The 20304-nt window shown below is 65.5% G+C and carries 17 protein-coding genes; 1 reads left to right on the top strand and 16 read right to left on the bottom strand.

The genetic code is table 11. The annotated features are described in order from the left end of the window. Nucleotides 1-28: 28 nt before the first annotated feature. From hisI to JI75_RS01505, 14 genes are all read right to left on the bottom strand, one after another. The gene (gene hisI, locus JI75_RS01570; RefSeq protein ID WP_052241504.1) at nucleotides 29-379 is read right to left on the bottom strand and encodes a phosphoribosyl-AMP cyclohydrolase; all 351 of its coding nucleotides are present in this window, start codon (nucleotides 377-379) and stop codon (nucleotides 29-31) included. 27 nt (nucleotides 380-406) lie between these two features. After that, a complete protein-coding gene (gene hisF / locus JI75_RS01565) occupies nucleotides 407-1165 on the bottom strand; it encodes an imidazole glycerol phosphate synthase subunit HisF (RefSeq protein ID WP_039688216.1) in 759 nt (252 codons plus the stop codon). After that, a complete protein-coding gene (hisA, locus tag JI75_RS01560) occupies nucleotides 1165-1902 on the bottom strand; it encodes a 1-(5-phosphoribosyl)-5-[(5-phosphoribosylamino)methylideneamino]imidazole-4-carboxamide isomerase (RefSeq protein ID WP_039688213.1) in 738 nt (245 codons plus the stop codon). Before hisA ends, hisF begins: the two co-directional genes overlap by 1 nt. Nucleotides 1903-1919: 17 nt before the next feature. Further along, nucleotides 1920-2579: an imidazole glycerol phosphate synthase subunit HisH gene (gene hisH / locus JI75_RS01555; protein WP_039688211.1), complete on the bottom strand. Its 660-nt coding sequence runs from the start codon at nucleotides 2577-2579 to the stop codon at nucleotides 1920-1922. Beyond that, nucleotides 2576-3184: an imidazoleglycerol-phosphate dehydratase HisB gene (gene hisB / locus JI75_RS01550; protein WP_039688208.1), complete on the bottom strand. Its 609-nt coding sequence runs from the start codon at nucleotides 3182-3184 to the stop codon at nucleotides 2576-2578. The genes hisH and hisB overlap by 4 nt, the downstream gene beginning before the upstream one ends. 18 nt (nucleotides 3185-3202) lie before the next feature. Beyond that, the gene (gene hisC, locus JI75_RS01545; RefSeq protein WP_052241503.1) at nucleotides 3203-4336 is read right to left on the bottom strand and encodes a histidinol-phosphate transaminase; all 1134 of its coding nucleotides are present in this window, start codon (nucleotides 4334-4336) and stop codon (nucleotides 3203-3205) included. Beyond that, on the bottom strand, nucleotides 4317-5618 hold the full coding sequence (gene hisD, locus JI75_RS01540; protein WP_052241502.1) for a histidinol dehydrogenase: 1302 nt from the start codon (nucleotides 5616-5618) through the stop codon (nucleotides 4317-4319). The genes hisC and hisD overlap by 20 nt, the downstream gene beginning before the upstream one ends. A 1-nt stretch (nucleotide 5619) precedes the next feature. Further along, a complete protein-coding gene (gene hisG, locus JI75_RS01535) occupies nucleotides 5620-7293 on the bottom strand; it encodes an ATP phosphoribosyltransferase (protein ID WP_052241501.1) in 1674 nt (557 codons plus the stop codon). A gap of 894 nt (nucleotides 7294-8187) precedes the next feature. Then, nucleotides 8188-9756 carry an Asp-tRNA(Asn)/Glu-tRNA(Gln) amidotransferase subunit GatB gene (gene gatB, locus JI75_RS01530; RefSeq protein ID WP_039688206.1) on the bottom strand — a complete coding sequence of 523 codons (1569 nt, stop codon included), beginning with the start codon at nucleotides 9754-9756 and terminating at the stop codon, nucleotides 8188-8190. A gap of 2 nt (nucleotides 9757-9758) precedes the next feature. Then, nucleotides 9759-11246, bottom strand: coding sequence for an Asp-tRNA(Asn)/Glu-tRNA(Gln) amidotransferase subunit GatA (gatA, locus tag JI75_RS01525; RefSeq protein ID WP_039688204.1), 1488 nt, complete (start codon nucleotides 11244-11246; stop codon nucleotides 9759-9761). After that, nucleotides 11246-11557, bottom strand: a complete 312-nt coding sequence (gatC, locus tag JI75_RS01520) for an Asp-tRNA(Asn)/Glu-tRNA(Gln) amidotransferase subunit GatC (protein WP_039688203.1) — start codon at nucleotides 11555-11557, stop codon at nucleotides 11246-11248. The genes gatA and gatC overlap by 1 nt, the downstream gene beginning before the upstream one ends. 169 nt (nucleotides 11558-11726) lie before the next feature. After that, entirely contained in the window at nucleotides 11727-12266 is a 540-nt protein-coding gene (locus tag JI75_RS01515) for an ECF transporter S component (protein WP_039688201.1), read from the bottom strand. A 201-nt stretch (nucleotides 12267-12467) separates the two neighbouring features. Beyond that, complete coding sequence (locus tag JI75_RS01510) at nucleotides 12468-13511, bottom strand: twin-arginine translocation signal domain-containing protein (protein WP_039688199.1); 1044 nt, start codon at nucleotides 13509-13511, stop codon at nucleotides 12468-12470. Nucleotides 13512-13649: 138 nt separating this feature from the next. Further along, complete coding sequence (locus JI75_RS01505) at nucleotides 13650-15176, bottom strand: helix-turn-helix transcriptional regulator (protein WP_082019699.1); 1527 nt, start codon at nucleotides 15174-15176, stop codon at nucleotides 13650-13652. 144 nt (nucleotides 15177-15320) lie between these two features. Here JI75_RS01505 and JI75_RS01500 point away from each other — a divergent pair, with 144 nt between their 5' ends. Further along, entirely contained in the window at nucleotides 15321-16241 is a 921-nt protein-coding gene (locus JI75_RS01500) for an FAD:protein FMN transferase (protein ID WP_039688197.1), read from the top strand. Nucleotides 16242-16322: 81 nt separating this feature from the next. On the opposite strand, the gene recQ is transcribed toward JI75_RS01500, so the two are convergent. Both recQ and JI75_RS01490 read right to left on the bottom strand, forming a co-directional pair. After that, entirely contained in the window at nucleotides 16323-18167 is a 1845-nt protein-coding gene (gene recQ / locus JI75_RS01495) for a DNA helicase RecQ (protein WP_039688195.1), read from the bottom strand. An 87-nt stretch (nucleotides 18168-18254) separates the two neighbouring features. Further along, nucleotides 18255-20162 (bottom strand): heavy metal translocating P-type ATPase, encoded by a 1908-nt coding sequence (locus JI75_RS01490; RefSeq protein ID WP_173405176.1) that lies wholly within the window; start codon nucleotides 20160-20162, stop codon nucleotides 18255-18257. Between the last annotated feature and the right edge of the window lie 142 nt (nucleotides 20163-20304).

The following is a 20304-nucleotide window of genomic DNA, read 5'->3' as shown; positions in this document are numbered from 1 at the left end:
CATCAATAAATGGCACGCTGCAGCAATCTCAGCCAACGGATCGGAAAAAACAGCTGTGCGCGCCGGTATGGCAGGCCGGCCCCGCCGCCTCGACCAACGCGAGCAGGGTGTCGGCGTCGCAGTCGAAACGCAGCTCAATCAGCCGCTGGGTGTTTCCCGAAGTCGCCCCCTTATGCCACAGCTCGGATCGGCTGCGCGACCAAAACCACGTGGAGCCGGTTTCCAAGGTGAGCTTCAGCGATTCCTCGTTCATCCAAGCCATCATCAGCACCAACCCGGTCGACTCCTCCTGGACGATGCACGGAACCAGCCCCGCGCCGTCGAAGCGAACCTGGGCGAGGAAATCCTCAACCGGCACGCTCTCATCTGCGGCTTCCATACTTGCGCATCCTTTCTTCCAGCTCCCCTAGAGGCGCACGGGAATTCCCTGCTTGCTTAGGTACTCTTTCACCTGGCGGATGGTCAGCTCGCCTTTATGGAACACGCTGGCGGCCAAAACGGCGTCGGCCTCGCCTTCGATGATGCCCTCGGCAAAATGCTCGAGCTCGCCCACACCGCCCGACGCGATGACCGGGATGTTCACCGCCCGTGCAACCGCCCGCGTCAAAGCACAGTCGAACCCCTCGCGCGTGCCGTCGCGATCCATGCTGGTGAGCAGGATTTCGCCGGCGCCTCGCCGCGCCGCCTCGCGGGCCCATTCCACCGCATCGAGCCCCGTGGCCTTGCGCCCGCCCGCCACGAACACCTCCCACTTGTTGGGAGAGCAGCGGCGCGCATCGATCGCGCATACGACGGCCTGCGACCCGAACGCTGCCGCAGCCTGGGAAATCAGCTGCGGGTCGGCGATGGCGGCCGAGTTCACCGAGACCTTGTCCGCTCCGACCGCGATCATAGCCCGCATATCGGCCACCGTGCGAAAACCCCCGCCCACGCAGTAGGGCAACCGCAGATGCTCGCTTGCCCGACTAGCCAGATCGATGGTGGTTGCACGATCCTCGTGCGTAGCCGCGATGTCCAAAAACACAACCTCGTCGGCCTTCTGCCGATCGTAGCGCTGCGCGAGCTCGATGGGATCCCCCACGTCGGAGAGCCCCACGAAGTTCACGCCCTTCACGACCCGGCCCGCTTTCACGTCCATGCAGGGAATGACCCGTTTCGTCAACATCAGCGCTCCTTGCCGTACTGCGCGATCTCCCGACACGCCTCCGCAAGATCGAGCGAGCCTTCGTACAAGGCGCGCCCCGCGATAACGCCTTCGATCGCATCTCCCAAGCCCAGCATCGCCCGGATGTCGTCCAACCCCGCGACTCCCCCCGATGCGACGACCGGGCGCCCGAACGCGGCCGCCATCGAGCGGTACGCCTCGGGATCGAGGCCGGTTCGCATGCCGTCGCGAGAGATATCGGTGTACACCAGGTGCCCATACCCCAAATCGGCCATAGATCGGGCCAGTTCGTGCGCCGAAACGCCCGAACCTTCCTCCCAGCCCGAAACGGCCGCTTCCCCGCCCTTCGCGTCGATCCCCGCCGCCAGCGCGTCGCCGTAGCGATCCACGGCTGCGGCGGCGAACCCAGGATCGCGCACGAGGGCGGTTCCCAGTACCACCCTCGACGCACCCGCCGAGATCAGCCGCTCGATCGCCTCAAGCGAACGCACTCCACCTCCCACCTGGGCTTTAAGAGACGTCGAGGCAACGATGCGCTCGATGATCGCGGCATTGGACGACACGCCGGTGCGGGCGCCGTCCAAATCAACGATATGAATCCAAGCCGCCCCGGCCCGTTCGAACCGCAGGGCCTGTTCGACGGGGTCGTCGTTGTATCGGGTCACCCGGCTGTAATCCCCCTTGGCAAGGCGGACGGCCTTGCCGTCGAGGATATCGATCGCTGGAAGAAGGTACATGGCTGCTCCTTGCCGGCCTACGAGGCGCTTCGGACGAATCGGACGAAATTGCCCATGAACGCAGCTCCCGCATCCGAGCTCTTCTCGGGATGGAACTGAACGCCGAACACATGCGGAAGCGGGTTCACCGCAGCGGGAAACGAAACGCTGTGCAAGGTGGTCGCGCAGGTGAACGGAGAGTCGGGTGCGACGTAGCTGTGCGTGAAGTAGAAGTTCTCCCCCGATTCGATGCCGTCGAACAGCATCGGGCGCCCATCGTCGAACAGCACCTGGTTCCAACCCACGTGGGGGACCTTGAACATGCGGCCGTCCTCCCCGCGATCAGGCATGCGCAAAACCGCGCCCGGGACGATGCCCAGCCCGCGCTCCATGAGATCGAACCGCCCTTCCGGAGCATCGGTTCCCTCGATGCCGTATTGGAACAGCAGGTGGAGCCCCAGGCAGATCCCCAGGAAGGGAACGCCCTGGCCGATGCGCTCTTTCAGAACCTCCATCTGGCCCGATGCGCGCATCTCCCGCGCCGCGTCGGCAAACGCCCCCACGCCCGGCAAGACGATGGCCTCGGCGTCGGCGATGCGGGCGCAATCGGAGGTGATGAGGGCATCGGCACCCGCTGCGGCGAGGGCCCGCTGCACGCTGGCCACGTTGCCCTTGCGGTAATCGACGACGGCTATCACAGCGTTCCCTTCGTCGAGGGCAGCGCCCCGCGTTCGCGCGGGTCGATTGCCACCGCCTCGCGCAGCGCGCGAGCTGCCGCCTTGAACGCCGCCTCCGCGATATGGTGGGCGTTCTCGCCCGCAATTTGCCGGATATGCAGCGTGACCCCGGCGTTGGCGGAAAACGCCGTGAAGAACTCCTTGACCAGCGACGAATCGAACGCGCCCAACATGATGAGCGGCATGTCCACGTCCCAATACAGAGCTCCGCGGCCGGAAACGTCGCAGGTCGCGGCGATCAGGGCCTCATCCATGGGGATCGTCTTGTCTCCGAAGCGCGCGATACCGCGCTTGTCCCCCACGGCTTGGGCGAAGGCCCGGCCCAGCACGATCCCGCAATCCTCGACGGTGTGGTGCCCGTCAACCTCCAGGTCGCCTTTCGCCGAAATCCGCAGGTCGAATAGGCCGTGACGTGCGAAAGCCGTCAGCATGTGGTCGAAGAACCCGATTCCCGTGGCGCATTCGACCGCGCCCGTTCCATCGAGGGTCAGCTCGACGGCGATCGCGGTCTCGTTCGTGCTGCGCTCGATTCGCGCCGTGCGAATCCCCCCGGCGTTTTCTCCCATTCCCGCCAGCTCCTTTCCCTACCGAGCCCGCCTCGATGCGGCGATATCGGCCAGCGTCTGCAAAAAACGGTCGTTTTCCTGCGGCGTTCCAACAGATACGCGCAGGCAGCCCTCCAAGTAACGGGTTCGGGAAAAGTCGCGCACCAAAACCCCGCGCGCCAGCAGCTCCCGCCACGCGTCGGACGCCCCCTCCATGCGCAAGAGGATGAAGTTGGACTCGGACGGAAACGCCTCGATGCCGTCCATCTGCCCCAACCGTTCGAACATGCGCTCGCGCTCGGACACGATCCGCTCGATTCCGAACACGAACTTCGAGCGGTTCTCGTACACCGTGCTGGCAACCACCTGAGAGATCGCGTCCACCGAATAGGGCTGGCGCACCTTCTTGTACTCGGACAGCACCCGTTCGCTTCCCAGAAGATAGCCCACGCGCACTCCGGCCAACGAGAACGCCTTCGAAAACGTCCTCAGTATCACCAGGTTCTCGTAGTTTTCCAACAGGGGACGGACCGTTTTCCGAGAAAACTCGAAGTACGCCTCGTCGACCACCACCAGCGCGTCGCTCGCCTCCAGAACCCGTCGGACGAAGCTTTCGGAAACCGCATCTCCCGTGGGATTGTTCGGGCTGGTCACGATGGTGAAATCGACGTCTCCTCGGGACAAGCGCGCAACCACCGCCTCCTCGTCCACCCGAAAGTTGGCACGACGCGGCACTTCGACCACCGAAGTGCCGGTAAGCAGGGCATTGTTCTCGTACACGCTGAACGTGGGGGGCATGTTCAGGAAGACGCGCCCCGGACCGCCCCACGCGAGCGCCGTGTCGAACAGAAGCTCGTCGCCGCCGTTTCCGATCAGAACCTGATCGCGGTCGAGGCCGTTCGCCTCGGCGATGAGGTCGCGCAGCCCGTTCGCAAGCGGATCGGGGTAGCGGTTGAGAGCAACGCGCCTGATGGCGCGCATGATGTCGGTACGCAGGCTTTCGGGAACGTCGTCGGGGTTCTCGTTGGCCGAAACCATCACCTCGGCGGGAATGTACTTCGGATCGTACGGCACCAGATCGCGCAGGTGGGCCGCCGGCTCCCTCACGCTGCGAGCTCCGGCGCAACGCCGCAGGTCGCCGCTCGAACCTTCCCTATCGACCGAATCGCGCATCGTAGGCCTCTTTCCTCAACTCGACGCTGCGCGCGTGGGCCCACAGCCCTTCGTGATGGGCGATGGTCGTCACCGCTTCGGCATCGAAGGCCAGCGCGTCGGGCGAGTACTGTATGATGCTCGACTTCTTGACGAACTCTTCGACCGCCAAAGGCGACGAGAACCGAGCCGTCCCTCCCGTGGGAAGCGTGTGGTTCGGACCCGCCACGTAGTCTCCCACCGCCTCAGGCGTCCATTCGCCCAAGAATATCGCGCCCGCGTGCTTGATGGCTCCCAGCGAATCCATGGGGTTCGCGATATGCAGCTCGAGGTGCTCGGGCGCGATGACGTTGGTCGCCTCCAGCGCCTGGGCCAGCGTCCGGCAGATCACCACGAGCCCCTGATCGTTCAGGGACGCCGAGGTTATCTCGGCGCGGGTGGACTCCTTCATGTGCTCGGCGATCGCGCCTTCGACGCGGTCGGCGTACTCCTCCGAAAACGTCACCAGGTAGCAGGTCGCCAGCGGGTCGTGCTCGGCCTGGGCCATAAGGTCGATGGCCACCAGCCGTGGATCGGCCGTCTCGTCGGCCACCACCAGCACTTCCGACGGGCCCGCCACCATGTCGATGCCCACATCGCCCGACACCAGCTGCTTGGCTGCCGCGACGAAGGCGTTGCCCGGCCCGGTGATCTTGTCGACCGGGGCGATGGACTCGGTTCCATAGGCGAGCGCGGCCACCGCCTGCGCCCCTCCCACCGAGTAGATCTCGGTGATACCCGCCAGCCTGCATGCCTCGAGGATGGCCGGATCGAGCGAGCCATCTTTGGTTGGCGGTGTAACCGCCACGATACGTTCCACACCCGCAACCGAGGCCGGAATCGCGTTCATCAGCAGCGTGGAGGGGTACAGGGCACGGCCTCCCGGCACGTAGATGCCCACCGAATCCAGCGGGGTTACCTTCGCCCCCACGATCGCTCCATCAGGCCGCGTGGAAAACCAGCTCTGCTCGACCTGGCGCTCGTGGAACTCCCTGATCTGCGCGGCGGCATGCTGCAGCGCGGCGGATATTTTCGGATCGACCGAGGCCAGCGCCGTATCGATAGCACGCTGGGGCACACGGAACGATTCGAGGGCCACCCCGTCGAACCGCTCGGTGTATTCGGCGAGGGCCGCGTCGCCGCGCTCCCTCACATCCTCCACGATCGCAGTGGCCGCAGCCATGGCCTGCGCGTTGAACGCGCTCTTCCTTTTCAGGTGCTTGTTTGAAAACTCCTCGTCGGCGGCAAGGACGATTCGACGCATGCTACTCACCTTTCCTCACATCGGTTGATCCGGCGGTCACGCCGAGTTCCCGCGCAGAAGCAGCTCGGGACAGCTCGGCTGCAAGCTCCCTTACGCGCGGGTCGGTGCGAAACGCCCCGTCGTTGGCGAAGAACCGCGCGGTCGACGAGAGCACCTCGTCGACTACGACCAGGTTGTTCTCCCTAAGCGTCGCCCCGGTCGCCGTGATGTCGACGATGCATTCCGACAATCCCGTCAAAGGGCCCAGCTCGATGTTGCCATGCAGCTTGACGATCTCGACCTGCGTTCCCGCTCGGGCGAAATGCGCCGCGGCGATGCCCGGGTACTTCGTGGCCACGCGCAAAGAGCCGTGCCGACGATACCGGGCGGCCACCGCCTCGGCGGAATCCGCCAGCTGCGCGACGACGAACCGGCAGCTCCCGAACCGCAGGTCGGCCAACTTCACCACGTTCGCCTCCGACTCGATGAGCGAATCGGCTCCGCAGATACCGCAGTCGGCGGCCCCCAGCTCGACGAACACAGGGGCGTCGGTGGGCCGCACGATAACGTATTCCACGCCGGGGTTTCTCACGATCAGCGACCGGCCCGGATCGTCGAGGCCCGTCACGTCCAAACCGGCACGGCCGAGCGCGGCCACCGCCTCCTCGTACAGCGAGCCTTTGGGAACCGCGATCCTCAGCGGGCGCTCGCCCGGCACGGCCGGCTCGGAAGCGGCCAGCGCATCTTCCAGGAAGAACGCGAAACCGGCCGCGGGGCGCGCATCGCCGTATATCGCCAGCAGGTCGTCGTAGCGGCCGCCCCCTCCCAAAGACGCCCCGAGGTTCGGGCAGAACGCCTCGAACACCGCGCCCGTGTAGTAGTCGAACGCGCTCATCACCGAGAAGTCCACCACCAGAAGCGGCCCCAGACCGGCCTCGGCCAGAAGGTCGAAGGTGTCGCGCAGGTCGTCGAGGCCGTCCGCGCAGCCCAAGGGCTCTGCCAAGGCCCTCACCGCATCGATGGCCTCGCGACCTCCGCGGATCGACGCGAGCTTCCCGATGGCCTGGGCGAACACCGGTGCGACCTCGGAAGGGTCCGCGGAAGCCGTAAGCTGGTCTATGGCCACGAAATCGGACAGGTGGAAGGCCTCCAGGACCCGATCGATCCAGGTTTGGGGAGCCCTGCTGCTTGCGAGCATGGCCCTCAGCACCGATACGGTGGCGAGCGATATCTTGAAATCGGAAACGCCCGAGGCTTCGAGAGACCGGGCGAACAGCTCGATCACCTCGGCATCGGCCCGCGGGCCGCTCTCGCCGATGCACTCGACGCCCACCTGTGTGCGCTCGCGCTCGGCAGCAGACGAGATGCCCCCGGTTTCCCGGAAGATCCTCTGCGAATAGCGGAACCTGAACGGCCCGGGCTGGCCTTTCAGCCTGGTGGCACAGATGCGCGCGACCTGCAGCGTCACGTCGGGCCGCATGGTGACCAAGGTGCCGCCCCCGTCGAAGAACTTGAACGACGAAAGCTCCATGCGAGCACCCATTTGCATGACCTGCGCGTTTTCGAGCGTAGGGGTCTCGATGAGCTCGTAGCCGCGCGCGGCGAAGCCATCTTGGACGCTGCGCAGGACCCGCTCGCGCTTCGACGCCTCGTCCATGAGCACGTCACGGAACCCCGAAGGTGTGACGACTTCCATTGAGAACCCCTTTCGATCGCGCTTTATGCGATTACTTTAGCACGATATAGTAATAAAGCGTCGGATGCGACAAGGCTCCGCAGCTTCCACACAACAGGTTCGAGCTCGGGACTCAAAGGCACCGAGGGTCGGAACGAGCGGTCAGAGGTGCACCAAGGATCAGGCCAAACGTTCAGACGATCATGCCGGGCCGAAGCATGGGGTTGTCAAAGTCGCCCCGTCGGCGAACGCGACGGCCGGCAGCGATCATGCCGGGCTGGAGCATGGGGTTGTCAAAGGTTGTCAAAAAACGGCCGGTTTGCATTGCCGTGCGCATCGTCGGGTATCTGGCGCAAAAAAACCGACGGTTTGCATACGCTTGCACCCCGAACCCCCGGTTTTCATCCAACCTGATCGCAAGACATTTCGTTTAGTTTTGCGAAACACCAGATCAACAGCATATTAGAACGTCTTAGACCGATACGGGGCCTGGATAGCCGATACAAACCAGCCGTTTTCTGACAAAAGCGGCCTGTTCTCGTGCACGGCAATGCAAACCGGCCGTTTTTTGGCAGAACGCAGCTTTTGGCGGAATGCAGCTTTCGGCAGAGCGCAGCCTTCGGTTGGATGCGACCTTCGGCAGAACGCAGACTCCGGCTGGATACAGCTTTCGGCAGAGTGCGGATTTCCGGCGGGACATGGGTTTCGGCAGTGCGCAGACGAGGGGACGAAGCACACGCGATCCGTCGGGCGGCCGCAAAAGCGCAGCTTGGCAACGCGTGATCCGCCAGGCGACCTCAGACAAGCGACCGAGCCCGGCGAAGATGGGCAAACGCCGCTGGGCGATCGAAAAAAACGAGCGGAGGGGCGCCCCGAAGCGACCCCTCCGCCCGACGAAGAACCGTCGAGATCGGCCTACCCCAGCTTGGAGGCAAGAATCTCGTTGATGAGCTTAGGGTTTCCCTGCCCCTTCATGGCCTTCATGCACTGCCCGACGAAAAAGCCCATGAGTCCGGTCTTCCCGCCGCGGTACTGCTCGACCTTGTCGGGATTGGCGGAAAGGACCTGGTCGATGACGGCCTCGATGGCCCCGGTGTCGGACACCTGCTTCATACCGCGCTCTTCGACGATGGCCGCGGGATCCTTGTCCTCTTCGATGACGGCGGAAAACACCTCTTTGGCCTGCTTGGACGAGATCGCGTTCGACGCCACCAGTTCGACCAGCTGCACCGCGCGCTGGGGGGTGAGAAGGTGCATCGGGGAATCGGCTCCGGCGTTCACCAGCGCGGTCACGTCGTTCAGCGCCAGGTTGGCAAGCGGTTTCGCCAGCTGGGCCGCCTTGTCGCCCGCTGCCGCGATCGCACCTTCGAAGAACTCGACCGTGAAGTCGTTTTCCACCACATGGCGCGCATCGTAGGCCGACAGCCCGTATTCGCGCTCGAAGCGAGCCGCCTTCTGATCGGGCAGCTCGGGCAGCTTCCTGCGAACGTTCTCGATGAACTCGTCGGAAAGGTCGTAGGGAGCCAGGTCGGGCTCGGGGAACAGGCGGTAGTCGTCGGCGGTTTCCTTCGTGCGCATCACGATGGTGCGCTTGAGCGACGGATCCCAATGGCGCGTCTCCTGGTAGATCTGCCCCCCCTCTTCAAGCACCTCGGCCTGGCGGCAGATCTCGTACAGAAGCCCGTCGTGCAGCGATTTGAAGCTGTTCAGGTTCTTCAGCTCGGTTTTCGTGCCGAATTCCCGGGCGCCGCGCCTCCGCAGCGAGATGTTGCCGTCGCAGCGCAGCGAGCCCTCCTCCATCGAGCAGTCCGAAATGCCGATAGCCAGGTAGATCTGGCGCAGCTTCTGCATGAACAGGCGCGCTTCCTCGGGCGTGCGCAGGTCGGGCTCGGTTACCAGCTCGATCAGCGGCGTACCGGCGCGGTTGTAGTCCACCAGGGAGTGGGTGGCGCCCGCGATGCGCCCCTCGCCGCCGCCGATGTGGTTCATCTTCCCGGCGTCTTCCTCCATATGGATGCGCGTGATGCCCACGTGGGCCACGTACCCGTCGGCCGTTCGGCGGATGTTCTCGACCTCGTCCCCTTCGGCGAGGCGGTCCAGATGGTAGCGCTCGCCCGCCGCCTTCCCATCGACCTGCAAGTCGAGGTGACCGCGCATGCAGAACGCCACGGGGCCCTGCGTGGTCTGGAAGTTCTTGGCCATGTCGGGGTACATGTAGTTCTTGCGGTAGAACATCGAGCGCTTCTCGATATCGCAGTTGGTGGCGAGGCCCGCCAACACGATGGACTCGATGGCCGCTTTGTTGGGCACGGGAAGCGCCCCGGGCAGGCCCAGGCACACCGGGCAGGTATGCGTGTTCGGATCGGCCCCGAACTCCAGCTTGCATCCGCAGAACATCTTGGTGGTCAGCGTGGTCAGCTCGGCATGGACCTCCAGTCCGATGACCGCCTCCCAGTCCTCCAGGACCTCTTCGAGCTTCTTCACTGCTACTCGCCTGCCCTTCCGACGAAATCCGGCGCCGTGCCGACAACCGGGTAGACGGTTTCCAACGCCGCTGCCACGCGCAGCATATTCTCGTCTTTGAACTGGGGGGATATGATCTGGATTCCCACCGGCATCCCCTCGTTGCGCGTGAGCGGAAGCGGGAAGCTCATGCCGCCCGTGCCCGCGATGTTCACGGAGATGGTGAACATGTCGGTGAGGTACATCGAAGTGGGATCGCTCAGCTCGCCCAGCTTGAAGGCGGTCTTCGGAGCGACGGGCGCGACGATGACGTCCACCTTCTCGTAGGCGCGGCGGTAATCCTGCGTGATGAGGGTGCGCACCTGCTGGGCAGGATAGTAGTACTTGTCGTACACGCCGGCCGAAAGCAGGTAGCTGCCCAGCATGATGCGCCGGCGCGCCTCGGGGCCGAAGCCCGTGGCGCGGCTGGCCTCGTACTGCGAGCCGAGGTCGCGGTGGCCCGGATCGCAGTAGCCGTAGCGCACCGAGTCGAACCGCGCGAGGTTCGAATACGCCTCGCAGGGCCCCAGCACGTAGTAAGCGCTCATCGCGGCCTGGGCGTTGGGCAGCTCGACCTCGACGATCTCGGCGCCGAGGTTCTCCAGCTCGCGAACCGCATCCTCGATGCGCTCTTTCACCAAAGGATCGAGCCCTTGGGCCTCCATGAACGCGGGAACGACCCCCACCTTCATGCCGCTCACGCCCTCATCGAGGTTCGCCGTGAAGTCGGTAGTTATGTTCTGGCTGGTCACGTCGAGGCGATCGCGGCCCGAGATGGCGTTCAGCACAAGCGCCGCGTCGCGCACGCTGCGCGCGAAAGGGCCCACCTGATCGAGCGAGCTGCCGAACGCGACCACGCCGTAACGCGAGACCACGCCGTACGAGGGCTTCACGGCCACGGTTCCCGTGAAGCTGCCCGGCTGGCGAATGGACCCGCCGGTGTCAGAACCCAGCGCGACCACCGCCATGCCCGCGGCGACCGCGGCGGCCGAGCCGCCCGACGATCCTCCCGGAACGCATTCGAGGTTCCAGGGGTTGCGCGTCGGGCCGAAAGCCGAGGACTCGGTGGTCGACCCGAAGGCGAACTCGTCCATGTTCAGCTTGCCCAAGGGGATCGAGCCCGCGTCGAGCGCGCGCTGCACGCATGTGGCGGTATAGGGCGACACGTAGTTTTCCAGCATGCGGCTCGCGCAGGTGGTGCGGGTGCCCAGAAGGTTCAGGTTGTCCTTGAACGCGATGGGCACGCCGGCCAGAACGCCCATCTGGTCGAAACGGCCCTCGGCGATGGCGGCGTCCACCTCCGCGGCCTTCTCGTAGGCCTTGTCCTCGGTCAGCTCCAGGAACGCATGAACCTTCGGATCGCAATGCGCGATATGGGAAAACGCCGCATCGGTCAGCTCCTTCGCGCTGAACTCCCCGGACGAGAGACCCGCTTTGACATCCGAGATGCCCATGATCTCGAAACGGCTCATCAGCGATCGCCCCCTTCGCCCAGAATCGACGGTATGAGGAAGCACCCGTCAAGCTGCTTGGGCGCGTTCGACAGCGCTTCCTCCTGCGTGAACCCCGCCTCTTCCACGTCGTCGCGCATGACGTTGGAAAGCCCCCCTATGGGGTGGAACGTCGGCTCGACGCCTTCCAAATCGTACTCGGTGATGGGATGAAGGCTGTCGATGATGCTGTTCAGATCCTCCGTCATCGGAAGGATCTCGTCGTCGGTCAAACGGATGCGTGCGTATTCCGCGATCGCGCGCACATCATGCTCGGACACGTGCTGCGTCATGGATGCGAACCTGCTTTCGTCATGCGGAGAAGCGCCGGGCGACCTCTGCTTCGGCCCGACGGCGCCCGCCCGCTCCCTCTTGGATCATCGGCCTATGATAGCAAAAGCCGCGCGACGCGGCCGCGCGCGCCGCCCCGGTTGGGAAAAAGCGCCAACTTCGCAGCACGTTTCACCGCTCATCAGCCAAAAGACCCCGCAGCTTCGTGGCGCACACCACGGCGAGGACCACGTTCGCAGATGCCTTGACCACATTGAACGGCAGCAGCGCCGGAACGACGAGGGAGGCGACTTCCTCGTAGGAGACCCCCAGGTACAGCGGCGTGATCACGAAGTTCATGCACACCGACACCGTCACGGCCGCCGCGACCGCGACGACGCAGCCCAGCGCGACGCCGCCGAAGGAGCGGTCGGGGCGGTACCAAGCCGCCATGACCGCCACCAGGGGCAGGGCGGCAAGCACGTTCATGAGCGCGCCGAACGGATCGGAGGCGAACCGCGGGATCCACGAGACCACCGCCACCAGGACCCCGACACCTGAACCGTACAGCATTCCCGAGAACACCGCGACCATGCCCGACGCATCGTATTTCAACCAAGGAGCGCCAGGGATCAGCGGGAACTCGACGAAGCTGAGCACCATATCCATCAATATGAGCAGCACGATGGCGGCTATCTGCCTCGACGAGCGCTTCGAACGTTGTTCCTGCATGGGGCCGGCCTCCTCTTCCCCGCCCATTGTCGCACGAATGGCCCACCCGCGCCGCATCGGCCCGCAGAAAAGCTCCCTCGGTCGAAAAACGAAGACGGGATGCGGGCGACGATCGCCCGCATCCCGTCAGTCGAATGCCTCGCCCCCGAACCTTCAGGGCAGGTGCGCGAAGCAGGCGAGGTCGATCGGACCTCGAGAATGCTACTTGGTAGCCTTCAGCGCCTCGACGGCCACCTTCGCGTACCCGGCCACATCGACCAAGGTCGCGCCGGACACCGTGTCGGTGGTGACCTTCTCGGCCTCGTCGGCCTTCATGCCCACCAGGGAGTCCTCGGTGGACTCGATGGACGTGAGCCACGGAACGGTCGAGCCGGCCTTCTCCTTCATAAGGGCGCTGTACAGCTCGGAGTTGACCGACTTGGAAGCCAGGACCTTGCCCTCGGCGTACCCGGCGGCCAAACCGGCGTCGGAGTTGGGGACGGGAACCAGGCCGTCCGTAGAGGCGTCCATGAACTGGAACTCGTCGATGCTGGCTGCGGCGATGAGGCCCGACTGGGCGACGACGACCGCGCTCGCGAAGGCCTTTTCGCCGTGGGCCTTGCCGTTCACCCGACCGATGGTGACCGCGGAGTCGTCGAACAGAGCGCCTTCGGCGATGATCTGGCCCTTCGTGGCCGCATCCACGATAAGGCCGACGTACTTGGCGGTATCGACCAGCGTCGCGCCGGAAACGGCGTCGGTAGCCGAGACCTTCTCGGCCTTCTTGCCCACCACGCTCTTCGTCACGGCGTCGATGGACGCGCCCCAGGTCTGGGTGGCATTGTTCTTCGCCTTCATGTTGGCGGAGTACGCGTCGTTGTTGTCGAGCTTGGAGATGAGCATCTTTCCGCTCGCGTACCCTTCGGCGAATGCGGCGTCGGAGTTGGGAACGCCCACGAACCCTTCGGCCGACGCATCCACGAACTCGTACTCGTCGACGCTTGCGCCGATGATGGTGCCGTCCTCGGACAGCGCCACGACGGCCTGGCCGAAGCTGTTATCGCGATGAGCCGGGGCGTAGTAGCGCACGAGCTTCACGGCGCCGGCGGTGGCGGCAGCCTTCTCGGGAGCGGTCTCGGCGGCCTTCGTCTCCGAAGGCTCCTTCTTCTGGGGAGTGCAGCCGGCCATCCCGTACGCACCGGCCACGCCGGCCGCCACGACGATGCTTCCCTTCAGGAAGTTGCGGCGAGAAAAACCTTGTTCCATTTCGTTTCCTTTCCCTTCGGCACGCCATCTAACGTGAGGGAAAAGGTACGCGACCATCGATGGCCGAACCATCGTCAAAACGCGTGAAATAGTGCTCGCACGCCGGCGGGGCGCTCTGGACGAAAAGGGTGAGACGCCCTATTCTGCCTGATCAAACCTATCGAGAAGCTCGAACAGCTGCTCGCGGGACCCAACTTCTAATTTCCGGTAGATGTTCTTGCGATGGCTGCGCGCCGTGGACTCCGAGATCACCAGGCGCTCGGCGACGAACGCCGAAGTGTGCCCGCGACCGAGCAGAACCAGCACCTCGGCTTCGCGCGGAGTGAGCTCGAACGCGGCGGCCACGGCCTCGCAGCGATCCAGATACGACCGATGCGCGACGGCCGCATCAGAGCGCTCGTCGATGCCGTCGAGCAGCACGTGCCACAACCGAGAGCCGGGCGTGATGATGAGCAGCACCGCCGCGGCCACGAACAGGGAGAGGAACAGAAGGTAGTTCACGTCGGTGGCCTCGGCGAACGGGAAGCGTACGAACGCGATCTGGTCGATCAGGCAGGCGACGACCACGAGCAGGCCCGCCACCGGCACGGAAAGGGAGCGCATGCGGCCCGACATCGTGAGCAGCATCGCGGTCATGGACAGGGCGTACGCCGTCAGGAACGCGAACCCTCCCACCATGAGAACCAGCCGCTCGACCGATTCCGGGACGAACGCGGCCGCAGCGAACGAGGCGAACGCCACCAGCGGTACGAAGAACCGAAACGAGAAGTTCAGCAGCATGCGGTCGCGCTTGACGCGAAGCAGGAGAAGGGCGCAGAGCAGGGCTATGATCCCGCCGATGACGACGGGCGACAGAAGAAACGGCATCCGCGCGAGCAGAAGCCGATCGGCCGCGAACAGCGCGATCATGACGAGCGGGGCGACGATGAAGAACAGGCCCCGCGCCCGCGGCGTCTGGATGTCCTCGGCCTCGTCCAGAAAGGAAACGTCGAGTCCACCGAACACCGCCCACCAGTCGCCGCCTTCCGCAGACGGCTGCTCGATCGGCTCCTGGGCGCGAAGCGAGTGCGCAAACGCCAGCGCCGACACCGCCGCCAGCGCCGCATATACGGGAAACACGAGATGGGCCGGAACGGCACGGGCCACCACCGACGACACCAGGGTCAAAGCCGCAGCCGCCAGAACCGCTCGGAAAGCCTCCTTGAATCCCTCGGGCGCGACCACGGAGATCCAATGCAGCGCCAGCAAGGCGCCGCCCGCCCCCAAGGCGCCCCCGGCCGCCGACAAAACCATCAAGGGGACGGAAAACGGGAAGGACGAGCAAACCGCGACGGCGCAGTAACCGGCCGCGTACAGTCCGGCCGCCGCCAGCTCGACGCGGCGCCCGAGCCGCAACGGCCTGCCTCCCACCAGGCTGGCGAACAGAACCGCCAGCGCCACGAACAGGGCTGCGAGAACCAGGGGGTTCGCAAACGCGACGGCTTCGGGAGGAAACCCCTCCAACGTATCGACCAAAGGCCAGGCCGCCGCGGTTATGGAATCGAGCAAGGGGAGCAGCAGGGGCGCCGTCAGGCAGAACGAAACGAACGAAACGGCGCTCGACGCAGACGGCGGGGCGCCGGGAGCGGATGCTTGCCGGGATCCGGCCTCGGGCGAATCGGACATGCGCCCCCTTTCCCTCGTCGATGCGTGCGGAATCGCTGCGCAGCGGATCCGCACGGTGCGCGTTTTCCCTCGAACGTCTAGGATAATGGGAAAGCGGCGGCACCGCCGCTGGATTCGAGAAATAACAGGGATAGGAGCCGTCCGGTGGAAACGTTTCAGTTCCCGCTTTACAACACGTACAACCTCATCCAGTCGGATCTGCCGGCCGATGCGCTGGCGTCGTCTCTTGATCTGGCGAAACGATACGAGCTCCTGTTCTCGCGAACCGACCCCGCAAGCGAGCTTTTCCGCGTGAACGCCCAGGCGGGATCGACCGTCGCCGTCAGCCCGCAGCTCGCCGAGCTCACCTCGTCGGCGCTTGGGTACTGCGGGGAATCGGGCGGACTGTTCGACATCACGATGGGCGCCGCAGTGCGCCTGTGGGACTTCAACACGGGAACCGTACCCGACCCCGAATCGCTCGCCTCGGTTCTGCGTCATGTCGATTATCGAGCGGTGACCTGCTCCGATGCAACAATCCGCCTCGAGGATCCCGAGGCGTCGATCGATCTTGGCGGAATCGCGAAGGGATATATCGCCGACGGGCTGCTGGACTGGCTCGAACGCGCGGGCGGGCGACACAGCCTGGTCAACCTCGGGGGAAACGTCGCGGTGCGCGGGGGGAAGGATGACGGCTCCCCTTGGAAGATCGGCCTCAGGAGGCCCGCCTCGTCCCTGGAAAGCCCCTCTCAAAGCTCGTTCGCCGTCATCGAGGTCGACTCCGGGTCGGTGGTCACAAGCGGCGTGTACGAGCGCGCGTTCGAGCGCGGCGGGCGCGTGTACCACCACATCCTCGACCCGCGCGACGGCATGCCCGCCCGAACCGACGTGGTGAGCGCCAGCGTGGTGTCGAGGCGCTCGCTCGACGGCGACGGGTATTCGACGGCGCTGATCCTGATGGGGGCCGATCGCGCCCTGCAGTTCGCCGAAGCCCACCCCCGCATCGAAGCGGTGCTGGTCACCGACGAGGGCGACGTGCTGGCCACGTCGGGCATCGGGCGGGACTACGCGTTCAGGATGCTGTAGGAGACCCCGCCCGCCGAAAGCGCCGCCCGAAGGGCGCCCCGGCGCCCGGTGCGCCCGCACGCCGGCGCGAAGGTGCGCGGGCTACGCCCGAGACGCGAACTCTTCGATGGCGCCCAGGAAATCGGATCCGTATCGGGCCAGCTTGGCCTGCCCGACGCCGGCCACTTCCAGCATCTCGTCTTCGCTGCGCGGCATGCGCTCGCACATATCCCGCAACGTCGAATCGCTGAACACCACGTACGGCGGGACCCCTTGCCGGGAAGCCAGCTCTTTGCGCAGGGCCCGCAGGCGCTCGAACAGCACCGCCTGCCGCCCCGAAAGCGCCCTTGCCGACGACGAGCGCGAGCGCCCCGCCGGCAAGGGCGCGCTCACGCGCTTCATCTCCAGCCTGAAACCCTCTTCGGACGCCTCGCGAAAACGCTCGCCCAAACCGACCAGCGGGTACTTCCCCTCGCTGACCTCCAGATAGCGCGCCGAAGCCAGAAGCTCGATCACCTCTTTGACCGTGCTGGCGGAATCCTGGACGCTGCCGTAGGTGAAGCAGTGGTCGAGCCCCGCAGTACGGATCTTCTGGCTGCGCGAGCCGGTGACGACGTCGGCGACCATGCCCTTGCCGTACTGGCCGCGAAGCTCGTGGACGCAGCGCATGACCGCCCGCGCGGTCGCGGTCACGTCCACCGTCGAGAACCCGCCCGCACAGTTCGAGCAGTTCCCGCATCGGTCGCGCTCCGATCGTTCGCCGAAATACCCCAGGATGTATGCGCGAAGGCACTGCGTGGTGGTGCAGTACCCCACCATCGATGCGAGGAGCCGGCGCTGCGTCATGCGCACCCGGTCGGCTTCCTCGGGGGTGAGCCTCTCGTTGCCCGAATCGGCCTCGACGAAGAAACGGCAGGTCGCGATGTCCGAATCGTTCCACAGAAGAATGCATTCGGACGGTTCGCCGTCGCGGCCCGCGCGGCCCGCCTCCTGGTAGTACGCCTCGATGCTGCCGGGCATGTTGTGGTGGACCACGTAGCGCACGTTCGACTTGTCGATGCCCATGCCGAACGCATTGGTGGCCACCATCACCTGGGCGTCGTCGTTGACGAACGCGCGCTGGTTTTCCGTCCGCTCGGAATTGGAGAGGCCGGCGTGGTAGCGCGTCGCAGACACGCCCCTGCCGCGCAGGTCCTCGCACACGCGGTCGACGTCCTTGCGGGTCGAGCAGTACACGATGCCGCTGTCGGCCGGATGCGCCGCCACCTGCTCTGCCACGCGGTCGAGCTTGCGCTTGGTTCCCAGCTGCTCGACGGAGAAGGCGAGGTTGGGGCGGTCGAACCCCGTGACGATCGTGAACGGGTCGCGCAGCCCCAGTATGCGCTCGATATCGCTTCTCACCTGCTGGGTTGCCGTCGCGGTAAACGCCGCGAACACGGGTCGGCGGGGCAGCGACGCCACGAACTCGCCGATCCCCAAGTACGAGGGCCTGAAGTCCTGGCCCCACTGGGATACGCAGTGCGATTCGTCGACGGCGAACAGGGCGATTTCGGCCTGCCGGGAAAACGCCGAGAACCGCGGATCAGACAGGCGCTCGGGCGCGACGTACATGATCTGGTAGGATCCCTCCCGCGCGCGCCTGAGCACGGTGTCTTGCTGGCCGGGGGTCAGCGAGGAGTTCAGATAAGCCGCCCGCACGCCGGCCTCGATGAGGCTGCGCACCTGGTCGCCCATAAGCGACACCAGCGGAGACACCACGATGGTGATGCCGCCCAGAACCACCGCCGGGATCTGGTAGCACACCGATTTTCCCGCTCCCGTGGGCATAACTCCCAAACAGTCGCGCCCCTCCAGAAGGGCGCTCACGATGCGATCCTGCCCGGGGCGGAACCCGTCGTATCCGAAATGCCGTTTGAGCGCTCGGCGCGCCTCGTCGATGGTGGGCATGAAGCGAAACTCCTATCCGCGATGGTCCGCTTCCATGCTACCCGCTGCCGAGAGAAACGGAGCCGAGGTTTTCCCGATCGAGCGCGCTTATCGGGACCTCCACCTCAGAAGCAGGGCGGAATTGACGATGACCAGCACCGATCCGATATTGTGGACCAGCGCTCCCCCCACCGGCCCCAGCGCCCTTGTCGCCGCCAGCGCGGTGGCGGCCACGTTGAGCGCCATGGAAAACGACAGGTTCACCCGGATCGTGCGCAGCGTGCGCCTCGACAGGGCCATCAGATGCGCCAATCCGGACAGGCCGTCGTCCACCAGTACGATGTCGGAGGCGTCGGCAGCCACATCGCTTCCCACCCCTCCCATAGCCACCCCGACCGAGGCGAGTCTGAGCGCGGGGGCATCGTTCACGCCGTCTCCGATCATGCACACCTTCCCGCCCGCCGCCTCGATGCGCTGCACGTAGGCCATCTTGTCTTCGGGAAGGCAGGCCGCATGCACCTCCCCGATACCCGCCTGCGCCGCGATCGTCCGGGCAGTCCGCTCGTTGTCCCCGGTCAAAAGCACGGGGACGAGCCCCATCGACGCAAGGTCGGAAACGACGTGCGCGCTTTCGTCCCTCAACCCGTCGGCCAGCGCGATGGTGCCCGCAAGGCGCCCGTCGCAGGAGACGAACACGGCCGTGCGACCCGCCGCCTCCTCGCGCTGCGCCCGCGCAAGCGCATCCTCGGCCACCTCGACCGATTCCGAGGCCATGAGCTCGGCGTTACCCACCGCCACCCGCCTGCCGGCAACCGTCGCCGTCAGCCCGCGACCCACCAGCACATCGAAGCGCTCGGGATCGGACAGGGCGCACCCGCGGCTTTCGGCTCCCTCGACGATGGCCTTTCCCAAGGGGTGCTCGCTTTTGCGCTCGGCCGATGCGGCCAGCTCGAGCATGCTGCGAGGATCGAAGGGGGAAACGGCTTCGAGGCTTGCGATCGTGGGGACGCCCGTGGTCAGCGTGCCCGTTTTGTCGAACACGACGTGGGTGGTCCTTGCAAGCGACTCCATCGCGCTTCCCTCCCGCGTGAGGAACCCCCGCTTGGAGGCGTTGCCTATCGCGGCCATGATCGCGGTGGGCGTGGCGAGGACCAGCGCGCAGGGGCAGAAGACGACGAGCACGGTAACCGCACGGATCACCTCGCCGGTTGCCACCCAGGTGAACACGGCGATCAGCAGCGCGGCCGCCACGATAACCGTGGCCCATCGATCGGCCGTCCGGACAACGGGCGACTTCCCGGCGTCGGCGGAGCGCACCAACCGCACCATGCGCTGGATCGAGCCGTCGTCGCCCGCGCGGTCGGCGCGCACGTCGATCGATCCCAGCTGGTTCAGCGTGCCGCTGTACACGACGTCGCCTGCGCGCACGTCCACCGGCATGGATTCGCCCGTCACCACCGACTGGTCGACCGAGGTCTCGCCCGAAAGCACCGTCCCGTCGACCGGGATCGACTCCCCGGGAAGCACGCGCACCACCTGGCCTGCGACAACCCGCTCCGCCGCCACCAGCTGCTCGGCCCCCTCCCCTACGAGCCGCGCCGTTCGGGGAGTGAGCCCCACCAATCGCTCGATCCCCGCACGCGCGCGCCTGACGGTGGCCTCCTCGAGGAAGCTCCCGATCTGCATGATGAACGCCACGATGCCGGCCGCATCGTATTCGCCGATGACGATGGAGGCGACGATGGCAAGAGACACCAGGACGTCGGCCTTCACGTCGAACTCGGTGACGAGGGCGATCGCCGCTCCGACGACGATGGGAAGCCCGCATAGGACGATGGCGACCCACGCCGGGTCGAACGGGAGAGACGATCTGAAAAAGAAGCTCGCCACCAGAGAAAGAGCCGAAATCACCAGGAAGGCGGCGTCTTTTCCGGCGCCGCCCAGCTCCATCGCGCCCTCGATCCTGCGAAGCGCCGCCTTCGCGCCGCGCTCGCCCGCTTCATCGCATCCGTGCATGGAAATCCCTTCCTCCAGAGATACCGAACACGATGTACGATACAATCTTCTATGTTAGCAATTGAATAGTCAGTTCGGTCCCGATGAGCGATAGCGAACCGCTCGACGCGCATCGGCCGATACCGAACAGGTTGCGGGCGAA

This window comes from Berryella intestinalis (genome assembly GCF_000814825.1).
Lineage (GTDB): Bacteria > Actinomycetota > Coriobacteriia > Coriobacteriales > Eggerthellaceae > Berryella > Berryella intestinalis.
Note: the sequence above shows the minus strand (reverse complement) of the source record. Positions and strands in the feature narration are given on the sequence as shown.